The organism is Mesorhizobium sp. M1342 (assembly GCF_040317955.1).
Taxonomy (GTDB): Bacteria; Pseudomonadota; Alphaproteobacteria; order Rhizobiales; family Rhizobiaceae; genus Mesorhizobium.
Genome location: NZ_JAMYLI010000005.1, coordinates 40,626 through 63,902, shown reverse-complemented (window position 1 = coordinate 63,902; position 23,277 = coordinate 40,626). Strand labels below are relative to the sequence as shown.

At 63.0% G+C, this 23,277-nt stretch carries 15 protein-coding genes; 8 read left to right on the top strand and 7 right to left on the bottom strand.

Annotation, left to right across the window (positions count from 1 at the left end; all coding sequences use genetic code 11):
* Positions 1 to 4: 4 nt before the first annotated feature.
* Both mtnA and mtnK read right to left on the bottom strand, forming a co-directional pair.
* On the bottom strand, positions 5 to 1,099 hold the full coding sequence (mtnA, locus tag NKH06_RS06555) for an S-methyl-5-thioribose-1-phosphate isomerase (RefSeq protein WP_352440044.1): 1,095 nt from the start codon (positions 1,097 to 1,099) through the stop codon (positions 5 to 7).
* Positions 1,096 to 2,370: an S-methyl-5-thioribose kinase gene (gene mtnK, locus NKH06_RS06550; protein WP_352892564.1), complete on the bottom strand. Its 1,275-nt coding sequence runs from the start codon at positions 2,368 to 2,370 to the stop codon at positions 1,096 to 1,098. Before mtnK ends, mtnA begins: the two co-directional genes overlap by 4 nt.
* Before the next feature lie 135 nt (positions 2,371 to 2,505).
* Here mtnK and NKH06_RS06545 point away from each other — a divergent pair, with 135 nt between their 5' ends.
* The 4 genes from NKH06_RS06545 (at position 2,506) to NKH06_RS06530 (ending at position 7,141) form a co-directional block, all read left to right on the top strand.
* Entirely contained in the window at positions 2,506 to 4,017 is a 1,512-nt protein-coding gene (locus tag NKH06_RS06545; RefSeq protein WP_352554823.1) for a sugar ABC transporter ATP-binding protein, read from the top strand.
* Positions 4,018 to 4,096: 79 nt separating this feature from the next.
* Complete coding sequence (locus tag NKH06_RS06540) at positions 4,097 to 5,092, top strand: ABC transporter permease (protein ID WP_127291078.1); 996 nt, start codon at positions 4,097 to 4,099, stop codon at positions 5,090 to 5,092.
* A 51-nt stretch (positions 5,093 to 5,143) separates the two neighbouring features.
* Positions 5,144 to 6,196 carry a substrate-binding domain-containing protein gene (locus tag NKH06_RS06535; RefSeq protein ID WP_128302418.1) on the top strand — a complete coding sequence of 351 codons (1,053 nt, stop codon included), beginning with the start codon at positions 5,144 to 5,146 and terminating at the stop codon, positions 6,194 to 6,196.
* Positions 6,197 to 6,295: 99 nt separating this feature from the next.
* Positions 6,296 to 7,141 carry an acyl-CoA thioester hydrolase/BAAT C-terminal domain-containing protein gene (locus tag NKH06_RS06530; RefSeq protein WP_352440041.1) on the top strand — a complete coding sequence of 282 codons (846 nt, stop codon included), beginning with the start codon at positions 6,296 to 6,298 and terminating at the stop codon, positions 7,139 to 7,141.
* Here the strand turns inward: NKH06_RS06530 and NKH06_RS06525 are convergent.
* The 3 genes from NKH06_RS06525 to NKH06_RS06515 all read right to left on the bottom strand — a co-directional run bounded on the left by NKH06_RS06525 (position 7,127) and on the right by NKH06_RS06515 (position 11,267).
* Positions 7,127 to 7,993, bottom strand: a complete 867-nt coding sequence (locus tag NKH06_RS06525; RefSeq protein ID WP_128302420.1) for an alpha/beta fold hydrolase — start codon at positions 7,991 to 7,993, stop codon at positions 7,127 to 7,129. The genes NKH06_RS06530 and NKH06_RS06525 overlap by 15 nt on opposite strands.
* A gap of 164 nt (positions 7,994 to 8,157) precedes the next feature.
* Entirely contained in the window at positions 8,158 to 10,212 is a 2,055-nt protein-coding gene (locus NKH06_RS06520) for a bifunctional aldolase/short-chain dehydrogenase (protein ID WP_352892563.1), read from the bottom strand.
* Between the two features lie 89 nt (positions 10,213 to 10,301).
* The gene (locus tag NKH06_RS06515; RefSeq protein ID WP_023808751.1) at positions 10,302 to 11,267 is read right to left on the bottom strand and encodes a sugar-binding transcriptional regulator; all 966 of its coding nucleotides are present in this window, start codon (positions 11,265 to 11,267) and stop codon (positions 10,302 to 10,304) included.
* Between the two features lie 191 nt (positions 11,268 to 11,458).
* Here NKH06_RS06515 and NKH06_RS06510 point away from each other — a divergent pair, with 191 nt between their 5' ends.
* The 4 genes from NKH06_RS06510 to NKH06_RS06495 all read left to right on the top strand — a co-directional run bounded on the left by NKH06_RS06510 (position 11,459) and on the right by NKH06_RS06495 (position 18,635).
* On the top strand, positions 11,459 to 13,111 hold the full coding sequence (locus tag NKH06_RS06510; RefSeq protein ID WP_352892561.1) for an acyl-CoA synthetase: 1,653 nt from the start codon (positions 11,459 to 11,461) through the stop codon (positions 13,109 to 13,111).
* Between the two features lie 365 nt (positions 13,112 to 13,476).
* Positions 13,477 to 14,082 (top strand): TetR/AcrR family transcriptional regulator, encoded by a 606-nt coding sequence (locus NKH06_RS06505; protein ID WP_023808749.1) that lies wholly within the window; start codon positions 13,477 to 13,479, stop codon positions 14,080 to 14,082.
* 55 nt (positions 14,083 to 14,137) lie between these two features.
* Entirely contained in the window at positions 14,138 to 15,289 is a 1,152-nt protein-coding gene (locus NKH06_RS06500) for an efflux RND transporter periplasmic adaptor subunit (protein ID WP_352892559.1), read from the top strand.
* A 199-nt stretch (positions 15,290 to 15,488) separates the two neighbouring features.
* Positions 15,489 to 18,635, top strand: coding sequence for an efflux RND transporter permease subunit (locus NKH06_RS06495; RefSeq protein ID WP_352751219.1), 3,147 nt, complete (start codon positions 15,489 to 15,491; stop codon positions 18,633 to 18,635).
* A 67-nt stretch (positions 18,636 to 18,702) separates the two neighbouring features.
* Here NKH06_RS06495 and NKH06_RS06490 read toward each other — a convergent pair whose 3' ends face one another.
* Together NKH06_RS06490 and NKH06_RS06485 are read right to left on the bottom strand one after the other, a co-directional pair.
* Positions 18,703 to 20,412, bottom strand: a complete 1,710-nt coding sequence (locus NKH06_RS06490) for a trimethylamine N-oxide permease (protein WP_352892557.1) — start codon at positions 20,410 to 20,412, stop codon at positions 18,703 to 18,705.
* A gap of 384 nt (positions 20,413 to 20,796) precedes the next feature.
* Positions 20,797 to 23,166 (bottom strand): trimethylamine N-oxide demethylase, encoded by a 2,370-nt coding sequence (locus NKH06_RS06485; RefSeq protein ID WP_352892555.1) that lies wholly within the window; start codon positions 23,164 to 23,166, stop codon positions 20,797 to 20,799.
* Between the last annotated feature and the right edge of the window lie 111 nt (positions 23,167 to 23,277).

Here is a 23,277-nt window from a genome sequence, read left to right as displayed (position 1 = left end):
GTGGCTACGCCCGCTCGGGGAACATCGCCTTCAATCCCTCGCGCGATGCCTTGGCAACGCCGCGCTCGGTGATCAGGCCGGTGACCAGCCGCGCCGGCGTCACGTCGAAGGCCGGGTTGGCCGCAGGCGTCGTCTCCGGCGAAATGCGCACCTGGGCAATCTCGCCGGCAGCGGTCTTGCCCCAGACCAGCGAGACCTCGTCGGCCGAGCGCTGCTCGATCGGGATCTCGGCCAGTCCGTCATGCACCGTCCAGTCGATGGTCGGCGACGGCAGCGCGACATAGAACGGCACATCATTGTCGGCGGCGGCGAGTGCCTTCAGATAGGTGCCGATCTTGTTGCAGACATCGCCGTCGGCCGTGGTGCGGTCGGTGCCGACGATGACCATGTCGATCTCGCCGCGCTGCATCAGATGGCCGCCGGCATTGTCGACGATCAGCGTGTGCGGCACGCCGTGGCCGGCCATCTCCCAGGCGGTCAGTTGGGCGCCCTGGTTGCGCGGCCGTGTCTCGTCGACATAGACGTGGACCGGAATGCCGGCTTCCGTGGCCAGGTAGATCGGCGCCGTGGCGGTGCCGTAGTCGACGGTGGCCAGCCAGCCGGCATTGCAGTGGGTCAGGATGTTGACCGGCTCGCCCTTCTGCTTGCGCGCAGCGATCGCCTTGATGATGGCGAGACCGTTCTCGCCGATGGCGCGGTTGAGGCCGACATCCTCGTCGGCGATCTCACTGGCCCGCCGATAGGCGGCTGCCGCGCGTTGTTCGGGAGGCAAAGGCCGCAGGAAGCGCCGCATCTCGTCCAGCGCCCAGCGCAGATTGATCGCCGTCGGCCGCGTCTCGTGCAGGGTCTCCCACACGGCGTCGAGCGCTTCATCCGACGGATCGTCGGCCATCTGCATGGCGACGCCGTAGGCAGCGGTGACGCCGATCAGCGGCGCGCCGCGTACCCACATATCGCGGATGGCGGTGGCGATGCCGTCGACCGTGCCGATCGTTTCGATGCGGAAATCATGCGGCAGCCAGCGCTGGTCGATGATCTCGACCGAACGGCCGTCGTCGCTCAGCCAGATGGTGCGATAGTGGCGGTCGCCGACGTTCAAAGGCTGCTCTCCTGTTCGATCAGCGCGGCCAGTTGGTTGACCTCGTCGATGCTGTGGATCTGGCGCCGGTTGACGGCGAGGTGACGGCCGAATTTCAGCGCCTTTGCCTCACAACTGGCGCGCAAATCCTCATCGGCAATGGTCTCGAAATCGGCATTGTGGGCGAGGCCGAGGATGCGCCTGTGCACCTCGATGCCGGCAAAGCCGAGCAAATCGGTCCACATCTGGTGCAGAACATGGTCGAGCGCCTGCTCGGCACCGAGCCTGTCGCCCTGATCCTCGAACAGGCTCCTCTGGTAGAGCATGCCGGTGCGTTCGGTCCGCCATAGATGCGAGAACTCGGCGCGGAACACCGCCCAGGTCTCGGTCGTCACCCCGAGCAGATAGGCGCGCATGGCGTCGCGCTTTCCCTCCTGCTCGTGGCCGCGCTGCGAGAAGAAGGACATCCAGAAATTGGCGAGCAGCATGCCGACATCGAAGGCCATCGGGCCGTAGAAGGCAAACTCCGGATCGATCATCCGGGTTTCCGTGTCGGTGACCATGATCGAGCCGGAATGCAGATCGCCATGCAGCAGCGTTTCGGCATTGGCGGCGAAGATGTGCTTCAGCCGCTGCGCCTCGACCTTCAGGTCACGGTCGGCGCGCAGTTCGGCGACCAGGCTGTCGAGCTGCGGCGAGGTGTGCCGGTTCATCTTGGCGTCGAAATAGGGGTCGGAAAACACCAGGCTTTCGGTGATGTCGCAGAGCTCGACATTGTCGGCGAACAGCGCCAGATCGGCCTTGCGGTCCTTGGCGGCCATGTGCAGGTCGGAGCCGCGAAACAGCGTCCGGGCCATGAACAGGCCGATGTCCCGGGCAATGTTCGGCGGCTGGCGGCCTTCGATCAGGGCGCGGCGCAGGATGATGTGCGGCGGCGCAAGATATTCCATGATGATCAGCGCCTGGCCTTCATCGAAATAATGGATCGCCGGCACCGAGCCTGGCGCGCGCGCCTCTTGCCTGGTCAGCGCGTGATATTCGAAGAAGGAGCGCTTCAATGGCAGCGGCCAGCTGTCGCCGACCAGGCGAACATAGGGCAGGGCCTGCTTGACGACGGCTGCACCATTGGCGCCCTCGACGATGAACACCAGGTTGAGATTGCCGTCGCCGACCTCGCGGACCTTCCAGGCGCCAGTGTCCTTGCCGATCTTCGCGCACAGCGCCTCGTTGCCGCCAAGGCGTGCAGCCAGGGTTTCGACCGATAGGGCTTCGAACGGCAATTTTTCAGTCATCGTCATCCTCCCGCTTATGCGCTCCGAACATAACGGACGCATGGCGGCCCGGCCAAGCTAGGAAGCGATCTGGCAATTGTCAATCGTGTTGACAATTGCCGATGCAGCCCATAGCGTCATGTCAGGGAGGAACGCATGGTCGGTAATGCCGTGTTCCGCGTAGAGGGACTGAGGAAATCCTTTGGCCATAACGAGGTGCTAGGCGGCGTCTCGGTCGAATTGCATGCCGGCGAAGTCACCGTGCTGATGGGCGCCAACGGCGCCGGCAAATCCACCCTCGTCAAGATCATCTCCGGTGTCTACGAACGCGGCGGCGGCACGATGGCGCTCGCCGACCAGGATTTCGCACCGAAAACCCCTGCCGAGGCGATCCGCGCCGGCGTCGTCACCGTGCACCAGAATATCAACGACGGTGTCGTCGCCGATCTCGACGTCGCCACCAACCTGACCCTCGACCGACTGAGCGGCAGCGGTGCGCCGACCCTGTTCAATCCAATGCGCGTGCGGCGGGAGGCCAAGGCGGTTGCCGAGCGCATGGGGCTGACCATCGATTTGAAGGCGCGGGTGAGCGATCTTTCGCTGGCCGATCGTCAGATGGTGGCGATTGCCCGCGCCCTGGCGCACCAGCCGAAAGTGCTGATCCTCGATGAGCCGACCTCATCGCTCTCCAGCGCCGAGGCTGATCGGCTGTTTGCGCTGATCGACAGGCTGCGCGAGCAGGGCGTGGCGATCCTCTACATCTCGCATCGCATGTCGGACATCAGGCGGTTGGCTGATCGCATCATCTCGATGCGAGACGGGATCATCTCGGGCATTTTCGACAAGAAACCGCTCGACTATGAGGGCGCGGTCAATGCCATGCTCGGCCGCAAGATCCATCTCGACCAGATCGTCGTCAGGAATTCGGCCAAGGCCGTCCTCAAGATAGAAGGTCTGCGCATTGCACACGGCGCTCGGCCGATTTCGCTGACGCTCGGCGACGGCGAGGTCGTTGCCATCACCGGCCTCGTCGGCGTCGGCAAGACGGCGCTTGCCGAGACGCTGTTTGGCGTGCGCCAGCCGCTCGCCGGTACAATGACGCTGAACGGCAGGCCTTATGCGCCTGAAACAGCCGGCGAGGCGATCGCCGCCGGCGTGTTCCTCGTCGCCAAGGACCGCGGCGAGAACGGCATCGTCCAAAGCTTCAACATCCAGGAAAATATCAGCCTGCCGTTTCACAAGCGCATGTCGCGCTTCGGCATCCTGAGGCGCCGCCTCGAACGCACCACGGCACGCCGGCAGATCGAGGAGCTGAGCATCGTCTGCCGTTCCGAGAAGGACGAAATGTCGGAGCTGTCCGGCGGCAACCAGCAGAAGGTGATGGTCGCCCGCTGGATGGCGCAGGAGGCAAGACTGTTCATTCTGGATGAGCCGTTTCAGGGCGTTGATATCTCGGCCCGGCGCGACATTGCCGCCAAGCTCAGGGCCAGTGCCAACGGCCGCGCCACGCTGCTGTTTGTCACCGAGCTCGATGAGGCGCTGGAGACCGCTGATCGCATCTTGGTGATGTCGGAACAGACCATCGTCGGCGAGCACCGCAATGCCGATGTCGATCTCGACCGCCTGTTGGCCGAGGTCGCCGGCGGGCCGCTGCACAGTGCGGCCTGAGCGTGGGCGATAGGAATTGGAATGGAGAGAGCATGGGTTCGGGTTGGGTAAAGACGGCAGCAGCGCGCGGGAGCGCCGGATGACATTGCGCGACCACGCCATCCGCTACGGGTTCATCGTGCTCTTGTTCGGGCTCGTCGCCTATTTCTCGATCGCCGCCGACGGTTTCGTTTCGCCGCAAAGTGCCGTTTTCATCTTCCAGTCAGTCGCCATCACCGGCGTGCTGGCGCTCGGCGTCACCGCCACGCTGGTCGTCGGCGGCTTTGATCTGTCGATCGGATCGGTCGCTACATCAGCCATGATGGCGGCCGCCTATGTGATGGTGGTGCTGGAACAGAACGCCCTTGTCGCGGTCGTCGTCTGCCTGCTGATCGGCGCCGTTGTCGGCCTGATCAATGGCTGGCTGATCGTCTACATGCGCGTGCCCGATCTGCTGGCGACGCTCGGCATGATGTTCCTGCTGGTCGGCCTGCAGCGCATTCCGACAGAAGGCCGCTCGATCGCCACCGGCATGACCATGCCGGACGGTTCGGTCGCCAACGGCAAATTCTCCGACGCCTTCCTGGCGCTCGGCCGCCACCGCTTCGACTTCTTCATCCCGAACCTCATTCCGGTGTCGGTAGTCGTGCTGCTCGTGCTCGCCGTGCTGATCTGGTTCTTTCTCGAATACACCCGCTTCGGGCGCATGATGTATGCCGTAGGCAGCAATGAGCGCGCCGCCGAACTCGCCGGTGCGCCTGTCAAGGCATACAAGATCTGGGCCTACGTTATTTCAGGAGTTTTTGCCTCGATCGGCGGTATTTTGCTCGCTGCCCGGCTTGGACGCGGCGACATCGCCTCGGGTAATAATCTGCTACTCGATGCGGTCGCCGCGGCACTGATCGGCTACGCGGTGCTAGGTGCCGCCAAGCCGAACGCCTTCGGCACTGCCATCGGTGCGCTGTTCGTCGGCATCTTGCTGCAAGGCCTGACGATGATGAACGCGCCTTACTACACGCAGGATTTCGTCAAGGGCGTGGTTCTGGTCGTCGCCCTTGTCTTCACCTTTGCGCTTTCGGGCAGGGGCAGGAGGTAGCTTTCGACCGGAACAGGATTTTCGAGTTCAACAAGAGTGGAGGAAAACAAAGTGAGCATTACAAGAAGACTTCTGGGGAAGGTGGCGCTCGGATTGGCCGGCGCAACCATGCTGATGCAGGTCCCGGCTTTTGCCGCGGACAAGCCGGCGCCTTTCGACAAGCCCGGCGTCAAGATCGCGCTGGTGCGTTATCTCTCGACCGGTGACTTCTTCCAGGCCTATCTCTCGGGCGTCGAGGCACAGTCGAAGGCGCTCGGCATCGACCTGCGCGTCCTCGACAGCCGCCAGGATGCCGCCCTTCAGTCCGACATGGTCGATCAGGCCATCGCGCTCGGCGTGCAGGGCATCATCATCCAGCACGGCCTGACGGAATCGATGAAGGACGCCGCCCAGCGTGCGGTCGACGCCGGCATCAAGGTGGTGGCGTTCGACGTCAATGTCGAAAATCCCAAGATCCCGCAGGTCGAGCAATCCGACCGCGACCTGGCGCGCCTCGCGCTCGAGCAGGCGGTCAAGGACAATGGCGAAAGCTGGAATGCCGGCTATGTCTATGTCGCCGGCATCGCGCCGCTCGACCGCCGCAACGAGACCTGGGTCGACGTCAAGAAGAAGTATGCCGGCATCAAGGAAGTCGCGATGTTCGGCACGCTCGACAATCCGATTGCCAACTCCGTCGCCAACCAGGCGCGTTCGGTGCTGACGGCGCATCCCGACATCAAGGTGATGTTCGCTCCCTATGACGAATTCGCCAAGGGCGTGAAGATCGCTGTCGACGAAGCAGGCTTGAACAAGGGCATCAAGATCTATTCGGCTGACATTTCGACCTCAGATATTGCTGCGATGCGTGAGCCCGACAGCGCCTGGGCCGCGACCGCCGCGACCAATCCGGCCGTCGTCGGCCAGGTCTCGGTGCGTGCGCTGGCGCAGCTGCTGGCCGGCGAAGATCCCGGCCACAATGTCGTCGTGCCGCCGACGCTGATCACCCAGAAGGACCTCATCGACAAGGACATCAAGAACATGGAGGACCTGTCGGCCAAGCTGCCGCAGTTCGCCCACGCCGATGTCGCGATGCCGGCCTGGATGCCAAACCCGAACGCCAAGTAACTTTCGCTGTCGAAGGCCGCCTGCAGTCGCTTGCTGCAGGCGGCCTTTTGCCGAATATTCGCAGAGCCAGTCACTGGTTCTGGAAGGTTCGGTGCGTAAATGGAAGCACAGGCGGCAATCGAGAAAAACCTGTCCGGCGCCGTCGCTGGAACATTGTTTCGATGCCCGCACGCTACCACCGGCGTGGTGGTGCTGGGTGGATCGAGTGGCCGCATCGATGTCGGGCGTGCACGGCTCTTTGCAAACCAGGGTTCGTCGGCCCTTGCCCTGCAATGGTTTGGCGGTGAGGGCCAGCCTCCCGGAATATGCGAAATTCCCCTCGAAACCTTCTTTGCGGCAACCGACTATCTCATTGGAACGGGATGCCGCCGCATCGTCTATGTCGGCACATCCAAGGGTGCCGAGGCATCACTCCTTGCGGCCGTCCATGACCAGCGCATCAACGCTGTGGTCGCCATCAGCCCCTCATCGGTGGTTTGGGGAAATATCGGTGCGGGCCGGGATGGCGTCAGCTGGCCTGAGCGGTCCTCATGGTCGCTCGACGGTATCCCCCTGCCATTCGTGCCGACAGATCCGGATTGGGTACCCAAGCTCGTGGATGGTCTGGTGTCTTACAGCGGATTATTCGAACGCAGCTTGAAAACCTTCAAGCGGGAGGCGAATGCCGCGACCATCCCGGTGGAAAAGATATCGGCCGAGATTGTGCTTGTCGCGGGTGGCGACGATGCGCTGTGGCCCTCCCTATGGTTTGCGGAAGAGATTGTCCGGCGGCGCGGCAAAGCCGGCAAGATCACCCACCTCGTTTCATCGCCGGATGCGGGGCACCGAATTCTCTTACCGGGGGAGATCACGCCGCGCTCGGTGTCGCATGAGCATGGCGGCAGTGACGAGGCTGATTCGAGGCTGGGAACCAGGGCCTGGAAACACATCCTAGAGTTGCTGTAGCACGCGTTTCGCGGCGGCTGAAGAATGCTGGTCGTTCCAGAAGTCGAGCACAGTCGAGATTATTGCCTCTGGCGCGTCTTCCTGAACGAGATGTTTGGCATTTGGAACCGTGATGAACGGCGCACCGGGGATGCGGCGCGCGAGTTCTCGCCCGTCGTCGAGCGGAATCCACTCGTCGTCTTCACCCCACAGGATCGTCACAGGGCAACGTATCTCGCCATATCGCCACTCGACCTCTCGACTGTACTTGTCGTCCATCTGTGCGATCTGACGCCAAAAAGCCTTCTGTCCTTCGTCTCCAAGCCATGGCTGCAGATAGAGCTGCATTTCGTCCGCGCGCAATGCGTTCGCGACAGCGCCGCCGATATAGGCGCGAAGCATGGCTTCATGGATATAGGCCGGCAGACTGGCAAACGCTTTCTCGTTTTCTTTTGCCGCTTGAACCAAGGGCGATCCCTGAGGGCTGATCGCGACCGGATCGATCAGCACCAGTGAGCGATAATCGAGCCTGTTGAGAAGGTGGCCACGCAACGCGACGGAGCCGCCGAAGTCATGCGCCACAATGTCGGGCAGCTCCAGCTCCCAGTGAGCGTAGAGCGCCGCGAACAGCTGGTTTTGAATGCCGCGCGACACGTCCGCGTCGGGCTTGGCGGATTGCCCGTAGCCGAGCATGTCGAAATAGTAGATCCGGCGCCGTTGCCCGAGCCAAGCTGCAATCCGCCGCCATTCCACCGACGAGAACGGGGTGCCATGAAGCAAGACCGCCGGCGGGCCGTCGCCGATCGTTCCCCATGCGATCGGGTGACCCGAAAAAATAAAGCGTTCGGGCAGGGACCAGTTTTCGGCTGGCATGAGGGAACTCCTCGAGAAGGCAAAAATTTGGCTGCTTGACCTTGCTCGATCTCAATGGCCGGTCGGGTCGAAAGTTCCCAACCGCCCTTTCTCCAGCGCGTTTCCGGGCAATAAGCTCAAGTTTCGGAGTTGCACCGCACCTTTTCGTCTAACGGATCTCTACATCAGCGCAGCGCTGCCGCGATATTGCCGCCATCGACCGTCGTCACATCGGCGGTGGTGCGGTCGGCCAGCGCGTGATGCAGGAAGGCCTGCGCCACGTCCTGCGCCGTCACTTCCTGGCCGAGCAGATTGCCGGACATGTAGTCCTTCTCCGACACGCCGCGCGCGCCTGAGCGGCTGGTAATCATGGCGTCGGTCAGAAGCCCTGAGCGGATGCGGTCGGCGTTGACGGCGTTGGAGCGGATGCCATGCGCGCCATAGTCGAGCGCGTATTGCCGGGACAGGAACAGCGTCGCTGCTTTCGGCACGCCATAGGCGCCGAACTTCGGACCTGGATTGACCGCCTGCTTGGAGGTGTTGAACAAAAGCACGCCGCCTGTGCCCTGCTCGAGCATGATGCGCACGGCATTCTGCGCCACCGACTGATGGGCGAAGAAATTGAGTTCGAAACTCTTGCGCAGGAGTGCGTCATCGAGCTCACCGATGCGGCCTTCCCAGGCCGCGCCGGCATTGGAAACCATGATGTCGACACCGCCGAACACGGCGACGGCTCTGTCGAAGGCGGCACGCACCTGCGCCGGGTCGGTGATGTCGGCTGCGACGCCCATCGAGTTGTTGCCGGCCTTCTTCGCCGCGTCGGCAGCCTTTTCGGCGTCGAGATCGACGACGACGGCATGGGCGCCATTGTCGGCGAACAATTTGGCTGTCGCTGCGCCGATCGCGCCGGCGCCGCCGGTGATCAGCACCACCTGGCCAGTCAGTGGCTTCGGCTTGTTGGACGCGAGCTTGGCCTGTTCCAGCGACCAGTATTCCAGCGGGAACAGATCGGCCTTGGAGAGCGGGTGGAAACGGCCGACCGCCTCGGCGCCGCGCACCGCCTCGACCCACATCTCGCCGACATCCGAGGCGATCTTCGCGTCCTTTAGCGTGCGGCCGTGGCCGAACATGCCGAGGCCGGGCACCAGCGTCAGCCGCGGCATCTGGTCGAGCATGGTGCGCTTGACGTCGTCGAGCGAATCATTGGTTTCGAAATAGGCGCGATAATCGTTGGCGAACGCGTCGACATGGCTCTTGATCACCGCCTTGTAGTCGCCGGCCTTGTCCGCATCGGGCGCCGGCAGCGCCATCGGCCCGGTCTTGATGCGGATCGACAGATCGGGTGTCGACACGCCGCGTCCGGCATAATCGGCAATCTCGGATGAATTGATGAAATCGACGATTGCCGGCGAAGTGCGGAAGTCAGAGATCATGCGGTCGAAGCGGCCTTCGCCGCGCGCTACCGCCACCGCTCCGCGCAGCATCGGCGCAATGGACGCCGGTGTCGCGAGCTTTGCCGGCAAGACTGCCTTTGCCGCCTTCGGCTTGCCGCTTGCGGCAATGAAGTCCTCGGCGACATTCACATAGTGGATCATCCGGTCGTAGGCCTGTTTGGCGTCGTCGCCGAAGGTGAAGATGCCGTGCTTGTCGAGGATCAACCCTTCGACATCAGGGTCGGCATCGAAGATGTCGGCCGCCGCCTTGGCGAGGTCGAAGCCGGGCATGATATAAGGCACGTAACCCATCTTGCTGCCGAAAACCGTCTTCACCAGCGGCTTGGAGTCCTCCTGGTCGACGATGGCGAGGATGGCGGTCGAGTGCGTGTGGTCGACGAATTTGTGCGGCAGGAAGGCATGCAGCAGCGTCTCGACCGACGGGTTGGGCGAGGACGGATCGATGAGGTTGACGCGTTGCAGGGCAACCATGTCCTCGTCGGCCAGCCTGTTCAGCGCGCGCGCCTTGAGCAGCGGCTTGAGCTTGACCGCCGGCAGGCCCTGCGGCTCGATGACGCCCATGTCCCAGCCGCTGCCCTTGACGCACAGCACGTCCCACTGGTCGCCGACGAGGTCGGTTGCCGTCGTCTTGCACGAGGTGTTGCCGCCGCCATGCAGGACCAGCCGTGGTTCGCCGCCGAGCAGCCGGGTCGTGTAGACGCGCAGCGCCAGGTCGCGGCCGACACCCTTTTTCGCGTAGTCGGCGACGAGTTTTTCGGCTGCTTCGTCATTCCACAAATTCTTCATGTTCGCTTCGTCCGGTTGCTGTCTTTGTTGGTGAAACAGGATTGCCGCGACGCTTTGATGACAATGCGCCGGCAGCGGAGAGGGGGGGTCTAGGAGGCCTTTTCTATGGTGGCAGCCGCATGGTCCAGGAGCCGCTGCGCCATGTGCGCGCCGACCACCAGATGCGTGCAAAGGCCGCCGGCGATCGCCGCGAGCAGCGGTTCGAACTTGCTGTCCTCCTGCACCACCACCAACCGCCTGGCGATGGCGCGCAGCGAGGCAAGCTCGGCGGAGATCACCCGCCTGTTATAACTGCAGTCGAGCACCTTGCCCTCGGCGTCTATGATCTGCCCGGCAATCACGCCGGCAGCGCCTTGGCTGCGCAGATCCGCCATTTCACTGGGCGTCAGCGCGCCGCATTTGACCAGATGGCTGTCGGCGTCGACCGCGCCGACCGAGTATAATGCCAGGTCGCATTCGCTGACACCCGACAATTGTTCCCGGATCACCGGCTCGGCACGCAGCGCCCGCGCCAGCTCTTCCGTCGACAGCACCAGGGGCGCGTAGAAGTTGAGGCCCTTGGCATTCAGCCGCCGCGCGATTTCCATGGTGCATTGGTCGGGCCGATAGGAATAGGGCGCGCCGAGATTGCCGCAGAGCTGCACCACCGTGACATCCTGCAGATCGGCATAGGACATGACGTCGGCGATCATATAGACGGTGCGGCCCCAGGCTACGCCGATGCGGTCGCCCTTCTTGACCAGTTCGAGGAAGACGCTCGCCGCCAGCACGGCGATTTCCGTCGACGGGTCGGCAATATGATCATTCTCCGGTGCGATCCAGACGGCGTCGAGGCTCAACACATCCTCGAGCTTGCGCGCCAGCACGTCGTCGGTGAAAAGCTGGGTCGAAGTCGAGATGTTGACGATGCCGGTCTCGCGGGCCTTGCGCAGGTACATGGCGACTGAGGCACGGGAAATGTTAAGCTGGCTCGCCACCTGGTCCTGCCGCAGGCCATGGGCATAGTAGAGCCAGGCGGCCTTGTGGATGAGTTGTTCTGCCGGTCGGATCGCCATGCCGTCTCCTCGGCTGACATTATTCACGGCTCTCGACAAAAGTCAAACTGGGCAGAGGTATGCGATGCTCCCGCTTACGCCGAATCTGGTTCATCATTGCGCCGAATGCGCTCTGTCGTGGCATCGTTTGTGGTGACGCGGCCCGAGCCTGTGATTAGAACGTCTGAAAGAAAACCGCGGGGGAGCATGGGATGGGCAGTCCTTACGAACAGGATCTCGACAAGAACGCGGCCAACCATCAGCCGTTGACGCCGCTCACCTATCTGGAGCGCGCGGCCAAGACCTATCCCGACAATATCGCCATCATCCATGGCCGCCAGCGCATCGACTATCGCACCTTCTGGCAGCGGTCGCTGAAGCTTGCCTCGGCGCTCGACAGGCGCGGCATCGGCAAGGGCGACACCGTCACCGTCATGCTGTCAAACACGCCGCCGATGCTGGAGGCGCATTTCGGTGTGCCGATGACCAAGGCGGTGCTGCATTCGCTCAACACCCGCCTCGATGCCGCGGTCGTCGCCTTCCAGCTCGATCATGCCGAGACCAAGGTGCTGATCGTCGACCGCGAATTCTCCGGCGTCGTCAGACAGGCCCTGGAACTGGCCAAGGTCAAGCCGCTGGTCATCGACTATGACGATCCCGAATACGCCGCCGACGCGCCGTATCCGAAGGGTGAGCGCATCGGTTCGCTCGACTATGAGGACTTCATCGCCGGGGGCGACGCGGACTTCGCCTGGTCGATGCCCGACGATGAGTGGGACGCGATCTCGCTGAACTATACCTCCGGCACTACAGGCAATCCGAAGGGCGTCGTCTACCACCATCGCGGTGCTGCCCTGATGGCCTACACCAACACCATTCATGCCGGCATGGCCAAGCACGCCGTCTATCTCTGGACGCTGCCGATGTTCCACTGCAATGGCTGGTGCTTTCCGTGGACGCTCGCAGTCCAGGCCGGCACCCATGTCTGCCTGCGCTGGGTGCGGCCGAAGCCGGTCTACGATGCGATCGCCGATCAGGGCGTCACCCATCTGTGCGGCGCGCCGGTCGTCATGTCGGTGCTGATCAATGCCAGGGACGAGGACAAGCGCGCATTTCCCCAGACGGTCACTTTCAACACGGCCGCAGCACCCCCGCCGGAAGCGGTGCTATCCGGGATGGCGGATGCCGGATTTGCCGTCACCCATCTCTACGGCCTGACCGAGACCTATGGCCCGGCAGTGGTCAACGAATGGCACGGCGCCTGGGATGATCTCGAAAAGGGCGAGCGCAGCGCCAGGAAGGCGCGGCAGGGCGTGCGCTATGCAGCGCTCGAAGGCCTGACAGTCATGGACCCCGAGACGATGCGGACGACACCGGCCGATGGCGAGACCATCGGCGAGGTCATGTTCCGCGGCAACATCGTCATGAAGGGCTACCTGAAAAACCGCAAGGCGAGCGACGAAGCCTTCGCTGGCGGCTGGTTCCATTCCGGCGATCTCGGCGTCATGCACCCCGACGGCTACATCCAGCTCAAGGACCGCTCCAAGGACATCATCATCTCCGGTGGTGAGAACATTTCCTCTATCGAGGTCGAGGACGCGCTCTACAAGCACCCGTCGGTTGCCTCTTGCGGCGTCGTCGCCAGGCCCGACGACAAATGGGGCGAGGTGCCTGTCGCCTATGTCGAGCTGAAGCCCGGCAAGGTCGCTACCGAAGCCGAGATCATCGATCACTGCCGCGCGCTACTTGCCCGGTTCAAGGTGCCGAAGGCGGTCATCTTCGCCGAAATCCCGAAGACCTCGACCGGCAAGATCCAGAAATTCCGGTTGCGCGAGATGGCAAAGGACCTGACTTCGTCATCCTAGGGTGGAGCAGTCGCGAAGCGACGTCGCGGAAACCCTAGGATCCATGCCGTGACCTCTCAGCCATGCTCCAACGTCGAGGATGACAGGGCGCGCTTACCAGCGTAACTTCTTGATCCGCCACACTCTTCAGCAGACGTCGCGGCATGGATCCTAGGGTCTGCGCCGCGTCGCTTCGCTCCTTGCTTCGCCCTAGGATGACGAATTCATCAGGGCCAGCCGCTAATAGCGATCGTCGATTCCACCTTCTCACTGTCACCATCTGTCACCATTCGTACGCGTACATCGAATCCGCGTTGACAGGCCGCTCTTTTCAATTTACGAGTGACGAAAATCGAAATTCGTCACTCGTAAATTGACAGAGGATCATGTCCGAAGCCGCCACCATAGTCGCCGAAGCCGCCCGACAGGAAAATGTAACGCGCATTCTCGATTGCGCCGAGCGCCTGTTCCGGCATTATGGCTACGGCAAGACCAATGTCGCCGACATCGCGCGTGAACTCGGCATGTCGCCCGCCAACATCTATCGTTTCTTCGCCTCCAAGGTCGAAATCCACCAGGCCGTCTGCGGCCGGATGCTCGGTGCCAGCTACAAGATGGCCTACGAGATTTCGCGCCTGCCGATCAGCGCCGAGGAGCGGCTCCGGCGTTACGTGCATGCGCAATACAAGATGACGATGGAGGTCATGCTCGACGACCAAAAGGTCCACGAGATGGTCATCGTCGCCCTCGAACGGGATTGGGGTGTGATCGACAAGCATGTCGACAGCATTCACGACCTGTTTGCGGAAATCATTCGTGACGGCATCGAGGCCGGTGAGTTCAGAAAACAGGATCCGGTGATCGCGTCTCGCTGTTTCGGCGCCGCGACCGTCATCCTGTGTCATCCGCAGATGGTGGCGCAATGCCTTGCCAAGACCAACCGGGCAATGCCTGACGACCTCATCGACTATGCAATCAAGGCTTTGAAGTAGCCGCCGCCCGCCGGGCGCCGGTTCAACGATTCATCTCCATTTCGGGAGTACGCGCGTGTCTTCGTTCAGTTCAATCATCGGCAGGCTGCCGGCTGTGGGCCCGGTGCTGCTTGTCACCGCCACTCTCGGGCTTGCCGGCTGCAGCCAGGAAAAAGCCGAAGTCAAGGATATCATCCGTCCGGTCAAGGTTGTCGAGATCGCGAAGGTGCATGACACCCGCATGCTTTCCTATTCCGGGTCGGTGCGGGCCCGCACCGAGAGCGCTCTGGCGTTCCGCGTCAATGGCAAGATCACCGAGCGCCTCGTCGATATCGGCCAGCATGTGGCCTCGGGCGATGTGCTCGCCCGCATCGATCCCATTGACTACGACCTTTCGGTCAAGAGCGCGCAGGCAGCGCTCGATGCCGCCGAGCGGCAGGTCGAGACCGTAGAGCTTGCCCGCAAGCGTGCCGAGCAGCTTTTTGCCAAGAATTTTGCCCCGAAATCACAGCTCGAACAGGCGACCTTGACCTATGACCAAGCGGTCGCCTCGCGTGATTCCGCCCTTTCGACACTTGCTCAGGCGAAGAACCAGGTCGGTTATACCGATCTCAAGGCCGACAGGGATGGCATCGTCACCACCGTCAGCGCCGACGTCGGCCAGGTGGTCGGTTCCGGCACGCCGGTTGTTACTGTCGCTGTCGACGGCGAAAAGGAAGTGCTGATCGCCGTTCCCGAAATGGAAATCGCCGAATTCAAGCCGGGCAAGGCAGTCAAGGCAGGCTTCTGGTCCGACGATGCGCTGGCGCTCGATGGCAAGGTCCGCGAAGTCGCCGGCAGCGCCGATCCGCAGTCACGCACCTTTGCCGTCCGCGTCAGCCTGCCCAACGATCCGCGTGTTTTGCTTGGCATGACCGCCAGCATCGAAGCTTCGGCGGCCAATGAGCGGCAGCTGGTCTCGATCCCGCTGAGCGCACTGGCCGAGCAAGGCACCCAATCGATCGTCTGGACCGTCGATCGTGGCGCCGACACCGTTCATGCCCGTCCGATCAAGGTTGCCGAGTTCGCCGCCGATGGCGTGCGTGTCGCGGAGGGTTTGAAACCCGGCGATGTCGTGGTCGCCGCCGGAACGCAATTCATGACCGAAAACCTGAAAGTGAAGCTCGCCGGTGATACGGCGCTGCAATCGGCATCCGCGGCGGACGGCGACGCCAAGCAGGTGCGCTGACGACAGACAACCGGCTGCGCGTTTTCGCAGCCGCTGGTTTCCGGGCGGCAGGCGCCCGACCGAGACGCTCGATTGATGTAACCCCCACATCGATTTCGCGTCCCACCGCGATGAGTGCTCCTCCGCTCGGAGAGCCTTGCCGCCCGGAAGCCACTACGAACCCTCGATTTTGTTGCGCTAGATAGATGGACCAGCGTCGATGACCAATTCCACGGAAGAGAAGCGGCCCTTCAACCTGTCGCGCTGGGCAATCGGCCATCCCGCCATTGCGCGGTTCCTGTTCGGCCTGATCATCATTTCCGGCGCGCTCGGCCTGATGCGCATGGGCCAGAAGGAAGATCCCGATTTCACCTTCCGGGTCATGGTCGTCCAGGCGATCTGGCCGGGCTCCTCGATCCAGGAGATGGAAGACCAGGTCGTCAACAAGATCGAACGCAAGCTGCAGGAAACGCCGCATCTCGATTTCGTGCGCTCCTTCACCCGCGCGGGCAGCGCCATCATCACCGTGCAGATCAAGGGCGACACCAACACCGCCGAGGTGAACGACGCCTTCTACCAGGTGCGCAAGAAGGTCGGCGATATCCAGGGCGACCTGCCGCAAGGTCTGCTCGGCCCCTATTTCAACGACGAGTTCGGCGACACCTTCATCACCCTGCATTCGATCAGCGGCGATGGCTTCAGCTATCCCGAGCTGAAGAAGTTCGCCATCCAGGCGCGCGACATGCTTTTGACGACGCCCGGCGTCGAGAAGGCCGTCATCATCGGCGACCAGCCGGAAAAGCTCTATATCGACGTCTCGTCCAAGGCGCTCGCCGAACGCGGCCTGACGCTGACCGATCTGCAGAATGCGATCAAGGGACAGAACAATGTCGACCCGGCCGGCTCCGTGGATACCGGCACCAACTCGGTGCGCATCTCCGTCGAGGGCGATGTCGGCAAGGTTGAGGACATCAGGAACCTGCGCCTGCGCGCCGGCGGCCAGGTCACAAGGTTGGGCGACATCGCCACGGTGACCTCCGGGCTGCAAGATCCGTTCCAGCGAAAGTACCGCTTCAACGGTCACGACAGCGTGCAGTTGGGCGTTGTCATGGCCAAGGGGTTCAAGGTTACCGACGTCGGCAAGGATGTCGAGGCCACCTACAAGCGCTTCGAGGAGGCGCTGCCCTACGGCGTTGCGGTCGACCAGATCTCCGACCAGCCGGGCGTCGTCACCGATGCGGTGGCGGAATTCATGCATGCGCTTGGCGAAGCGTTGCTGATCGTGCTGGTCGTCTCGTTCCTGTCGATCGGTTGGCGTTCCGGCCTGGTCATCGCCATCGCCATCCCGCTGGTGCTGGCTGCGACCTTCGCCATCATGTACGAGCTCGGCATCGACCTGCAGCGCATCTCGCTCGGCGCGCTGATCATCGCGCTCGGTCTTCTGGTCGACGACGCGATGATCGTCGTCGAGATGATGGAGCGCAAACTGGAGGAGGGGATGGTCAAGGTCGAGGCGGCGAGCTTCGCCTATGCCTCGACCGCCTTCCCGATGCTGACCGGCACGCTGATCACCACGGCCGGCTTCATTCCGGTCGGCTTCGCGGCCTCGACCGCCGGCGAATATGTCCGCACCCTGTTCTATGTCGTCGGCATCGCGCTGATCGTCTCCTGGTTCGTCGCGGTCTATTTCACGCCATGGCTCGGCAACATGATCCTCAAGCAGCGCAAGCATGCCGGCAGCCATCACGATGTCTTCGACACACGTTTCTACCGCCGGCTTCGTGCTACCGTCAGCTGGGCCGTGCGCCATCGCATCATCGTCCTGGTGATGACGCTGGTCACCTTCGGCACCAGCCTGTGGGCTTTCCAGTTCATTCCGCAGAACTTCTTCCCGCAATCGTCGCGGCCGGAAATCCTTGTCGACCTTTGGCTGCCGGAAGGCACCAGCATCAAGGAAGTCGAGGCGCAGGCCAAGGCGCTCGAAACCAAGATGATGGACGACAAGGACAAGCGTTTCATCGCCACCTATATCGGCGAAGGCGCGCCGCGCTTCTTCCTGCCGCTCGACCAGCAGCTGAGCAACCCCAACTTCGCCCAGCTGCTCGTCATGGCTAATGACGAACCGGCCCGCGAACGGCTGATCGTCAAGTTGCGCACCGTCCTGGCGCAAGACTTCCCATCCATCCGTGCCAAAGTCGATCGTCTGTTCCTCGGCCCGCCGACCGGCTGGCCGGTGCAGATGCGCGTCATGGGGCCGGATCGCCAGGAGGTGCGCCGCATCGCCGACCAGGTGAAGGCGAAGTTCCGCGAGGATCCGCTGCTTGGCGCCGTGCATGATGACTGGCTGGAGCCGGTTCCGGCGATGAAGCTGGTCATCGACCAGGATCGTGCCCGCGCACTCGGCGTCACCTCGCAGCGCATCCGCCAGATGCTGCAGGCGGCGATGTCCGGCGCGCCGCTCGACGACTTCCGCGACGGCGAGGAGACGGTGTCCATCGTCGCCCGCGAGCCGGATGCCAGCCGCAGCCTGCTGTCCTCGGTCGACTCGGTCTATATCCCGACCGACTTCGGTGGCTTCGTGCCGCTGTCGCAGGTTGCCAAGGTGGTGCCGGTGCTGGAGCAAGGCATCGAGTGGCGCCGCGACCGTCTGCCGACCATCAGTGTGCGGGCAACGCTGCCCGACGGCGTGCAGTCCAATGACGTCGTCACCAAACTGTACAAGGATATGCAGGGCCTGCGTGACGGATTGGCGCCCGGCTACAAGGTCGAGATCCAGGGCGGTGCGGAGGATTCGGCGGAAAGCCAAGCTTCGATCGCCGCCAAGGCGCCGATCATGCTGGCCGTCATCGTCGTGCTTTTGATGATCCAGCTGCAGAACTTCGGCAAGGCGATGCTGGTGCTGGCGACCGGTCCGCTTGGCATTATCGGTGCTGCCGCGGCACTCTTGATCAGCGGCGCGCCGTTCGGCTTCGTCGCCATTCTCGGCGTCATCGCGCTGCTCGGCATCATTATGCGCAACTCGATCATCCTGGTCGACCAGATCGACCAGGACATCGCCGCGGGCATGGACCGCTACGAGGCGATCATCGGTTCGGCCGTTCGCCGTTTCCGGCCGATCACGCTGACGGCGCTGACGGCGGTGCTGGCGCTGATCCCGATCTCGCGCGGCGTCTTCTGGGGTCCGCTCGCCTACGCCATGATGGGCGGCATCCTGGTTGCCACGGTGCTGACCATCCTGGTCCTGCCGGCCGGTTACGCCCTGTTCTTCGGCCGGGAGCCGAAGAAGCGCGGCGCGGAGGGACGGACGGACGATCTGGAACTGAGTCAGGAAGCCGAAAAGCCGCAACTGGCGCTGGCCGCCGAATAGATCGATCACGCAGTCGAAAAGGATCGGGCGCGCCGAAGCGCGCCCGATCCTTTTCACTTTTACGAGATCAGATGACGAAGAACCAGTTGGCGAGCAGCATCACCACCACGCCGGCGACCAGGGTCAGATAGGGCAGTATGCCCGCCTTTTTGACCGAGAGGTCGGCCCCCGTCATGCCGAGATCGGCCAGCATATGGTCGGGGAATTTGCCCTTGTCCTGGATATAGTGGCGGAAGCAGAACACCGGGATGATTAGGGCCGCCGTGATCAGGCCGGCCCACAGCGCCATCGGGTTCCACACCTTGGCGCCCGCGCCCATGAAGATCATGTTGACATAGGCGAAGATCGCGCCGACGCCGAGCAACCAGCTCGGCGCCTTCCAGGGCCGGGCGATATGGCCGTTGTCGATGCGGTGGATCCAGCCGGCGTTGAGGTTGAGGAAGTTGAAGATGATATAGCCGCAGTTCGACACGGCGAGGATGAAGAAGAAGCTCGTCGCGTCGGCCGAGGCAATGGCCAGCACGATCAGGTTGAAACAGAGATCGGTCCACATTGCCCGCGTCGGCGCGCCATGTTCGTTGACGTGGCTGAGATAGCGCGGCAGCCAGCCGTCGACCGAGCCTTGGTAGAGCGTACGCGAAGAGCCGGCCATCGCCGTCATGATGCACAGAACCAGCGCCAGGATCATCAGCATCACCAGGAGGCTGTGGATCAGCGCGCCGCCGCCGACCATGCCGGCCAGCGCGTCGGCGACACCGGAGCCGTCGACGATCGGTGTCGCCAGCATGCCGTTGAGGCCAAGCACGCCCTGGAAGGTGAACGGCACCAGGATGAACAGCAGCATGCACAAAAGGCCGGAATAGAAGATCGCCTTGAACGTGTCGGTGCCCGGGTTCTTGAACTCCGAGGTGTAGCAGACGGCGGTCTCGAAACCGTAGGTCGACCAGGCGGCGATGAACATGCCGCCAAGCACCAGCGTCCAGCCGGCAATGTTCCAGGCGCCGGGTTCGGGCGCATAGGCGGCCGCCAGCGGCACCAGCGGCGAAAAATTCGCCCAGTTGATCTGGCCGGTGACGATCGGCACCACGCCGACGATCAGCATCGGGATGATGACCAGCAGGCCGATATATTTCTGCACGTTGGCAGTGCCGAGGATGCCGCGATGCTGGATGGCGAAGATGATCAGCATCAGCACCGCACCGATGAAGAAGGTCGCGTTGAGGGTGAACGAGACCGGCCCCAGCGTGTGGCTGTAGAGCGTCCAGTTGCGGATCACCGGCGTTGCCGCGGCGGTCACCGCGGTGATGGCGTCGGCGGCACTCGTCCCGGCATGCGCGGCGATATAGGCGACGACTTCGGGCGAGGCATCGGTGAACAGCGGCACCGGCGCCAACGCGTTGAGGATATAGGCGGCGGCGATCGAGCAGCCGAGCGACAGCACCGGCGACCAGGCGAACCAGTTGCACCACACCGACAGCGGCGCGATGAACTTGGAATAGCGCAGCCATGCGGTGGCGCCGTAGATCGACGCGCCGCCCGACTTGTTCGGAAACAGGCCGGCGATTTCGGCATAGGTGAAGGATTGCAGGAAGCCCATGATCATGGAGAAGATCCAGATCGCGAAGGCCAGCGTGCCGGTCGTGCCGGCAATGCCGCCGATCGAGAACAGGACGAGGGCAGGCACGCCGCTCGCCACCCAGAAGGCGCCCCGCCAGTCGATATTTCGGTGCAATTTGCCTTCGGCAAGCGGCTCCAGGACAGTCACTATCGTGCTCATATGTCTTTGTTCCCCATTTTGATGTTCCCCGTTCGTGACCGCCGCGGCTTAGCGAGGCTTCACCATCGACGCATGCATTGATCGACTGCCGGTGTTTCCACTCAGTCGTATTTTTTTCTTAACAGTGAAGATTGATCCGGCGCGCTTTCACGTCAAGCGAATTGTCGCGCCGTGCACATCACGCTTGCGAAACATGTCAACTTCACACTGGCGGGCAGGATTGTTCGGAAAAGGACCAGGGGTCTGGAAACGAAAAACCCGCCGGAGGCGGGTCGCGGCGCAAATCAGCACCATGGACGAATATGTAGCATAGCTGCCCTCAGCGGGTCAAGAAAAAATTCCTATCACCGACTGCCAGCACGGCCTCACCGTCTTGGAAGGCCGTCAGGAGCGTGGTTTGGTCTTTTGCGGATCGTAGTGGGCGAAGGCGACGACGCGCGCCGGCAGCCGCTTGGCATGGCCGTCGAGCTTGCCGATCTCGACCTCGGTACCGACAGCTGAATGGGTGACGTCGAGCCTGGCCAGCGCGATGGTCTTGTTCAGCATCGGAGAACGCATGCCCGACGTGACCACGCCGATCTGGGCGCGGCCGACATGCACGCAGTCGCCATGGCCGACGTCGATATTGGCCTCGATGTCGAGGCCGACCAGCTTCGTCTGCGGGTGCTCCTTGCGGCGGATCAGCGCTTCGCGGCCGATGAAATCGTCGGTCTTGCTCTTCAGCGGCACGGTGAAGCCGATGCCGGCCTCGAACGGGTCGGTCTGGTCGGAGAATTCGTAGCCGGCGAAGATCAGCCCGGCCTCGATGCGCACCATGTCCAGCGCCTGCAGCCCCATCGGCTTCAGTCCATGCGACTGGCCGGCTTCCCAGATGGCGTCGAACACTTTTTCGGCGTCGCGCGGATGGCACCAGATCTCGTAGCCGAGCTCGCCGGTATAGCCGGTGCGCGAGACCACGACCGGAATGCCGTTGCCGCCACCAATGCGGGCGACGGCGAAGCGGAACCATTCGAGTTCGTCGATCGATGGCTGCAATGGCGAAGTCCAGATCACTTCTCGCAGGATGTCGCGGCTCTTCGGACCCTGCACGGCGACATTGTGCATCTGGTCGGTCGACGAGCGCACCAGCACGTTGAGACCCAGCTTGGCGGCCGTCTCGCGCAGCCATTCGCCGGACAGATCGTCGCCGCCGACCCAGCGGAAATTGTCCTTGCCGAGCCGCAGCAGGGTGCCGTCGTCGACCATGCCGCCATGCTCGTAGCACATGGCCGAGTAGACCACCTGGCCGACGCCCAGCTTCTTGACGTCGCGGGTCAGCGTGTATTGCAGCAGCGCTTCGGAATCCGGACCGGTGACCTCGAACTTGCGCAGCGGCGACAGGTCCATGATCACCGCGGCCTGACGGCAGGCCCAGTATTCTGCGATCGGACCGTCCTTGGCGAAGGAATTGGCCAGCCAATAGCCCTTGTACTCCTGAAAGTTGCGGGTGTGCTTGGCAAAGCTCGAATGAAAAGCTGTCTCGCGGGTCATTTTCGGTTCCGAATCGGGCGTCATGCGTCTGGCGATCGCTCGCGAGAATTTGTGCTGGCCGGAATAGGTCCGCACATGGATGTCGGTCGGGTTCCAGCCATTGGCCGGCGTCGTGTCGTCGGGGCAGGCGGAGGAAACGCAGACAATGTCTGTGAGCGCCCGCAGCAGCACGTAGTCGCCCGCCCGCGACCACGGCTCGTCGGACACCATGACGCCATGCGCGTCGATCGCCGTGTTGAAGAAGAAGTTGATCGCCATCCAGCCCGCGCGGGGATTGACGCCCTTGCCGGCCAGCGCACGGTTGAAGTTCTCCGAGCAGTTGGTGTGGCCGGGATAGCCGATGTCGTCGTAATATTTGGCCGCGCAGGCGAGCGCGAAGGCGTCGTGCCGGCCGCATGTGTCCTGCACCACCTCGACCAGCGGCTCCATGTCCTGGTCATAGTATTTGGAATACAGGCCGGGCATCGGGTAGCTCGCACCCATCAGCGTGCGCGTCGTGGTCACGTCGAGCGGATGATCCAGTCCCCTGTCCAGCTTGCGCGCCGAAAAGCACTGGAAATCGGTGCACTGGCGCCCGTCGACATCGATGATCTGGAGATAGTCGCCGGCCTTGACGAAATAGGCCTCCGCCGTCGCCGAATGGACGCGCAAATCGAGCACCGGGTCGGCCAGCGGATCGGCCAATAGCGATTTCACCGCCGCGCGGATCGTGGCGCGGCGAACGATGGCAGTCAGCGGCGTCGCCGTGTCGTGACCGTCGACCAGCATCGGCCCGCCGGGGGCCGCAATCAGCATCGCGCCATCGCGCGCGACGGTGAAAGCCTGTTCGATGCCGGCGGGCGTCGCGTCGCCGAACACGCGAACCGCCTTGGCATGGTCAAGCTGCACCTGCCGGCGCGCGAGCACGCTCCGTAGCGATGCGAGGCTGTCGTCGTCCTCTATGAGCAGCGCCTTGATGCCGGCAGCGTTGCTGTTCGATGCTTCACCGAAAATGCCGGGATCGGTCGCGCCGGTCCTGTCCCAGGCCAGCAACTCGCAGGCCTGCCCGCCTTCGACATTGCGCACGGTGATCGTGTCACCAGCCTCGATGTCGATCAGCACCGCGCCATTGCCCTGGATCGTATAACGCTCCATGCCCGGCGGCAGCGCGATCTGGCCGGGCCTCAGGATGAGGCTCGGCCGGGGCGGTCCGGCAGCGATTGCGGGGTAGGGCGACTGGCTCATTTCAGCCTTGCGGTTCGAGAAACAAGTTTGCCTGTGTGTGAAATTATTTTAGCGGTAAGAATAGCAGTGCGCGTGCGTTTGGCAAGGCGAAGCGCACTTCTTCCCTTCTCC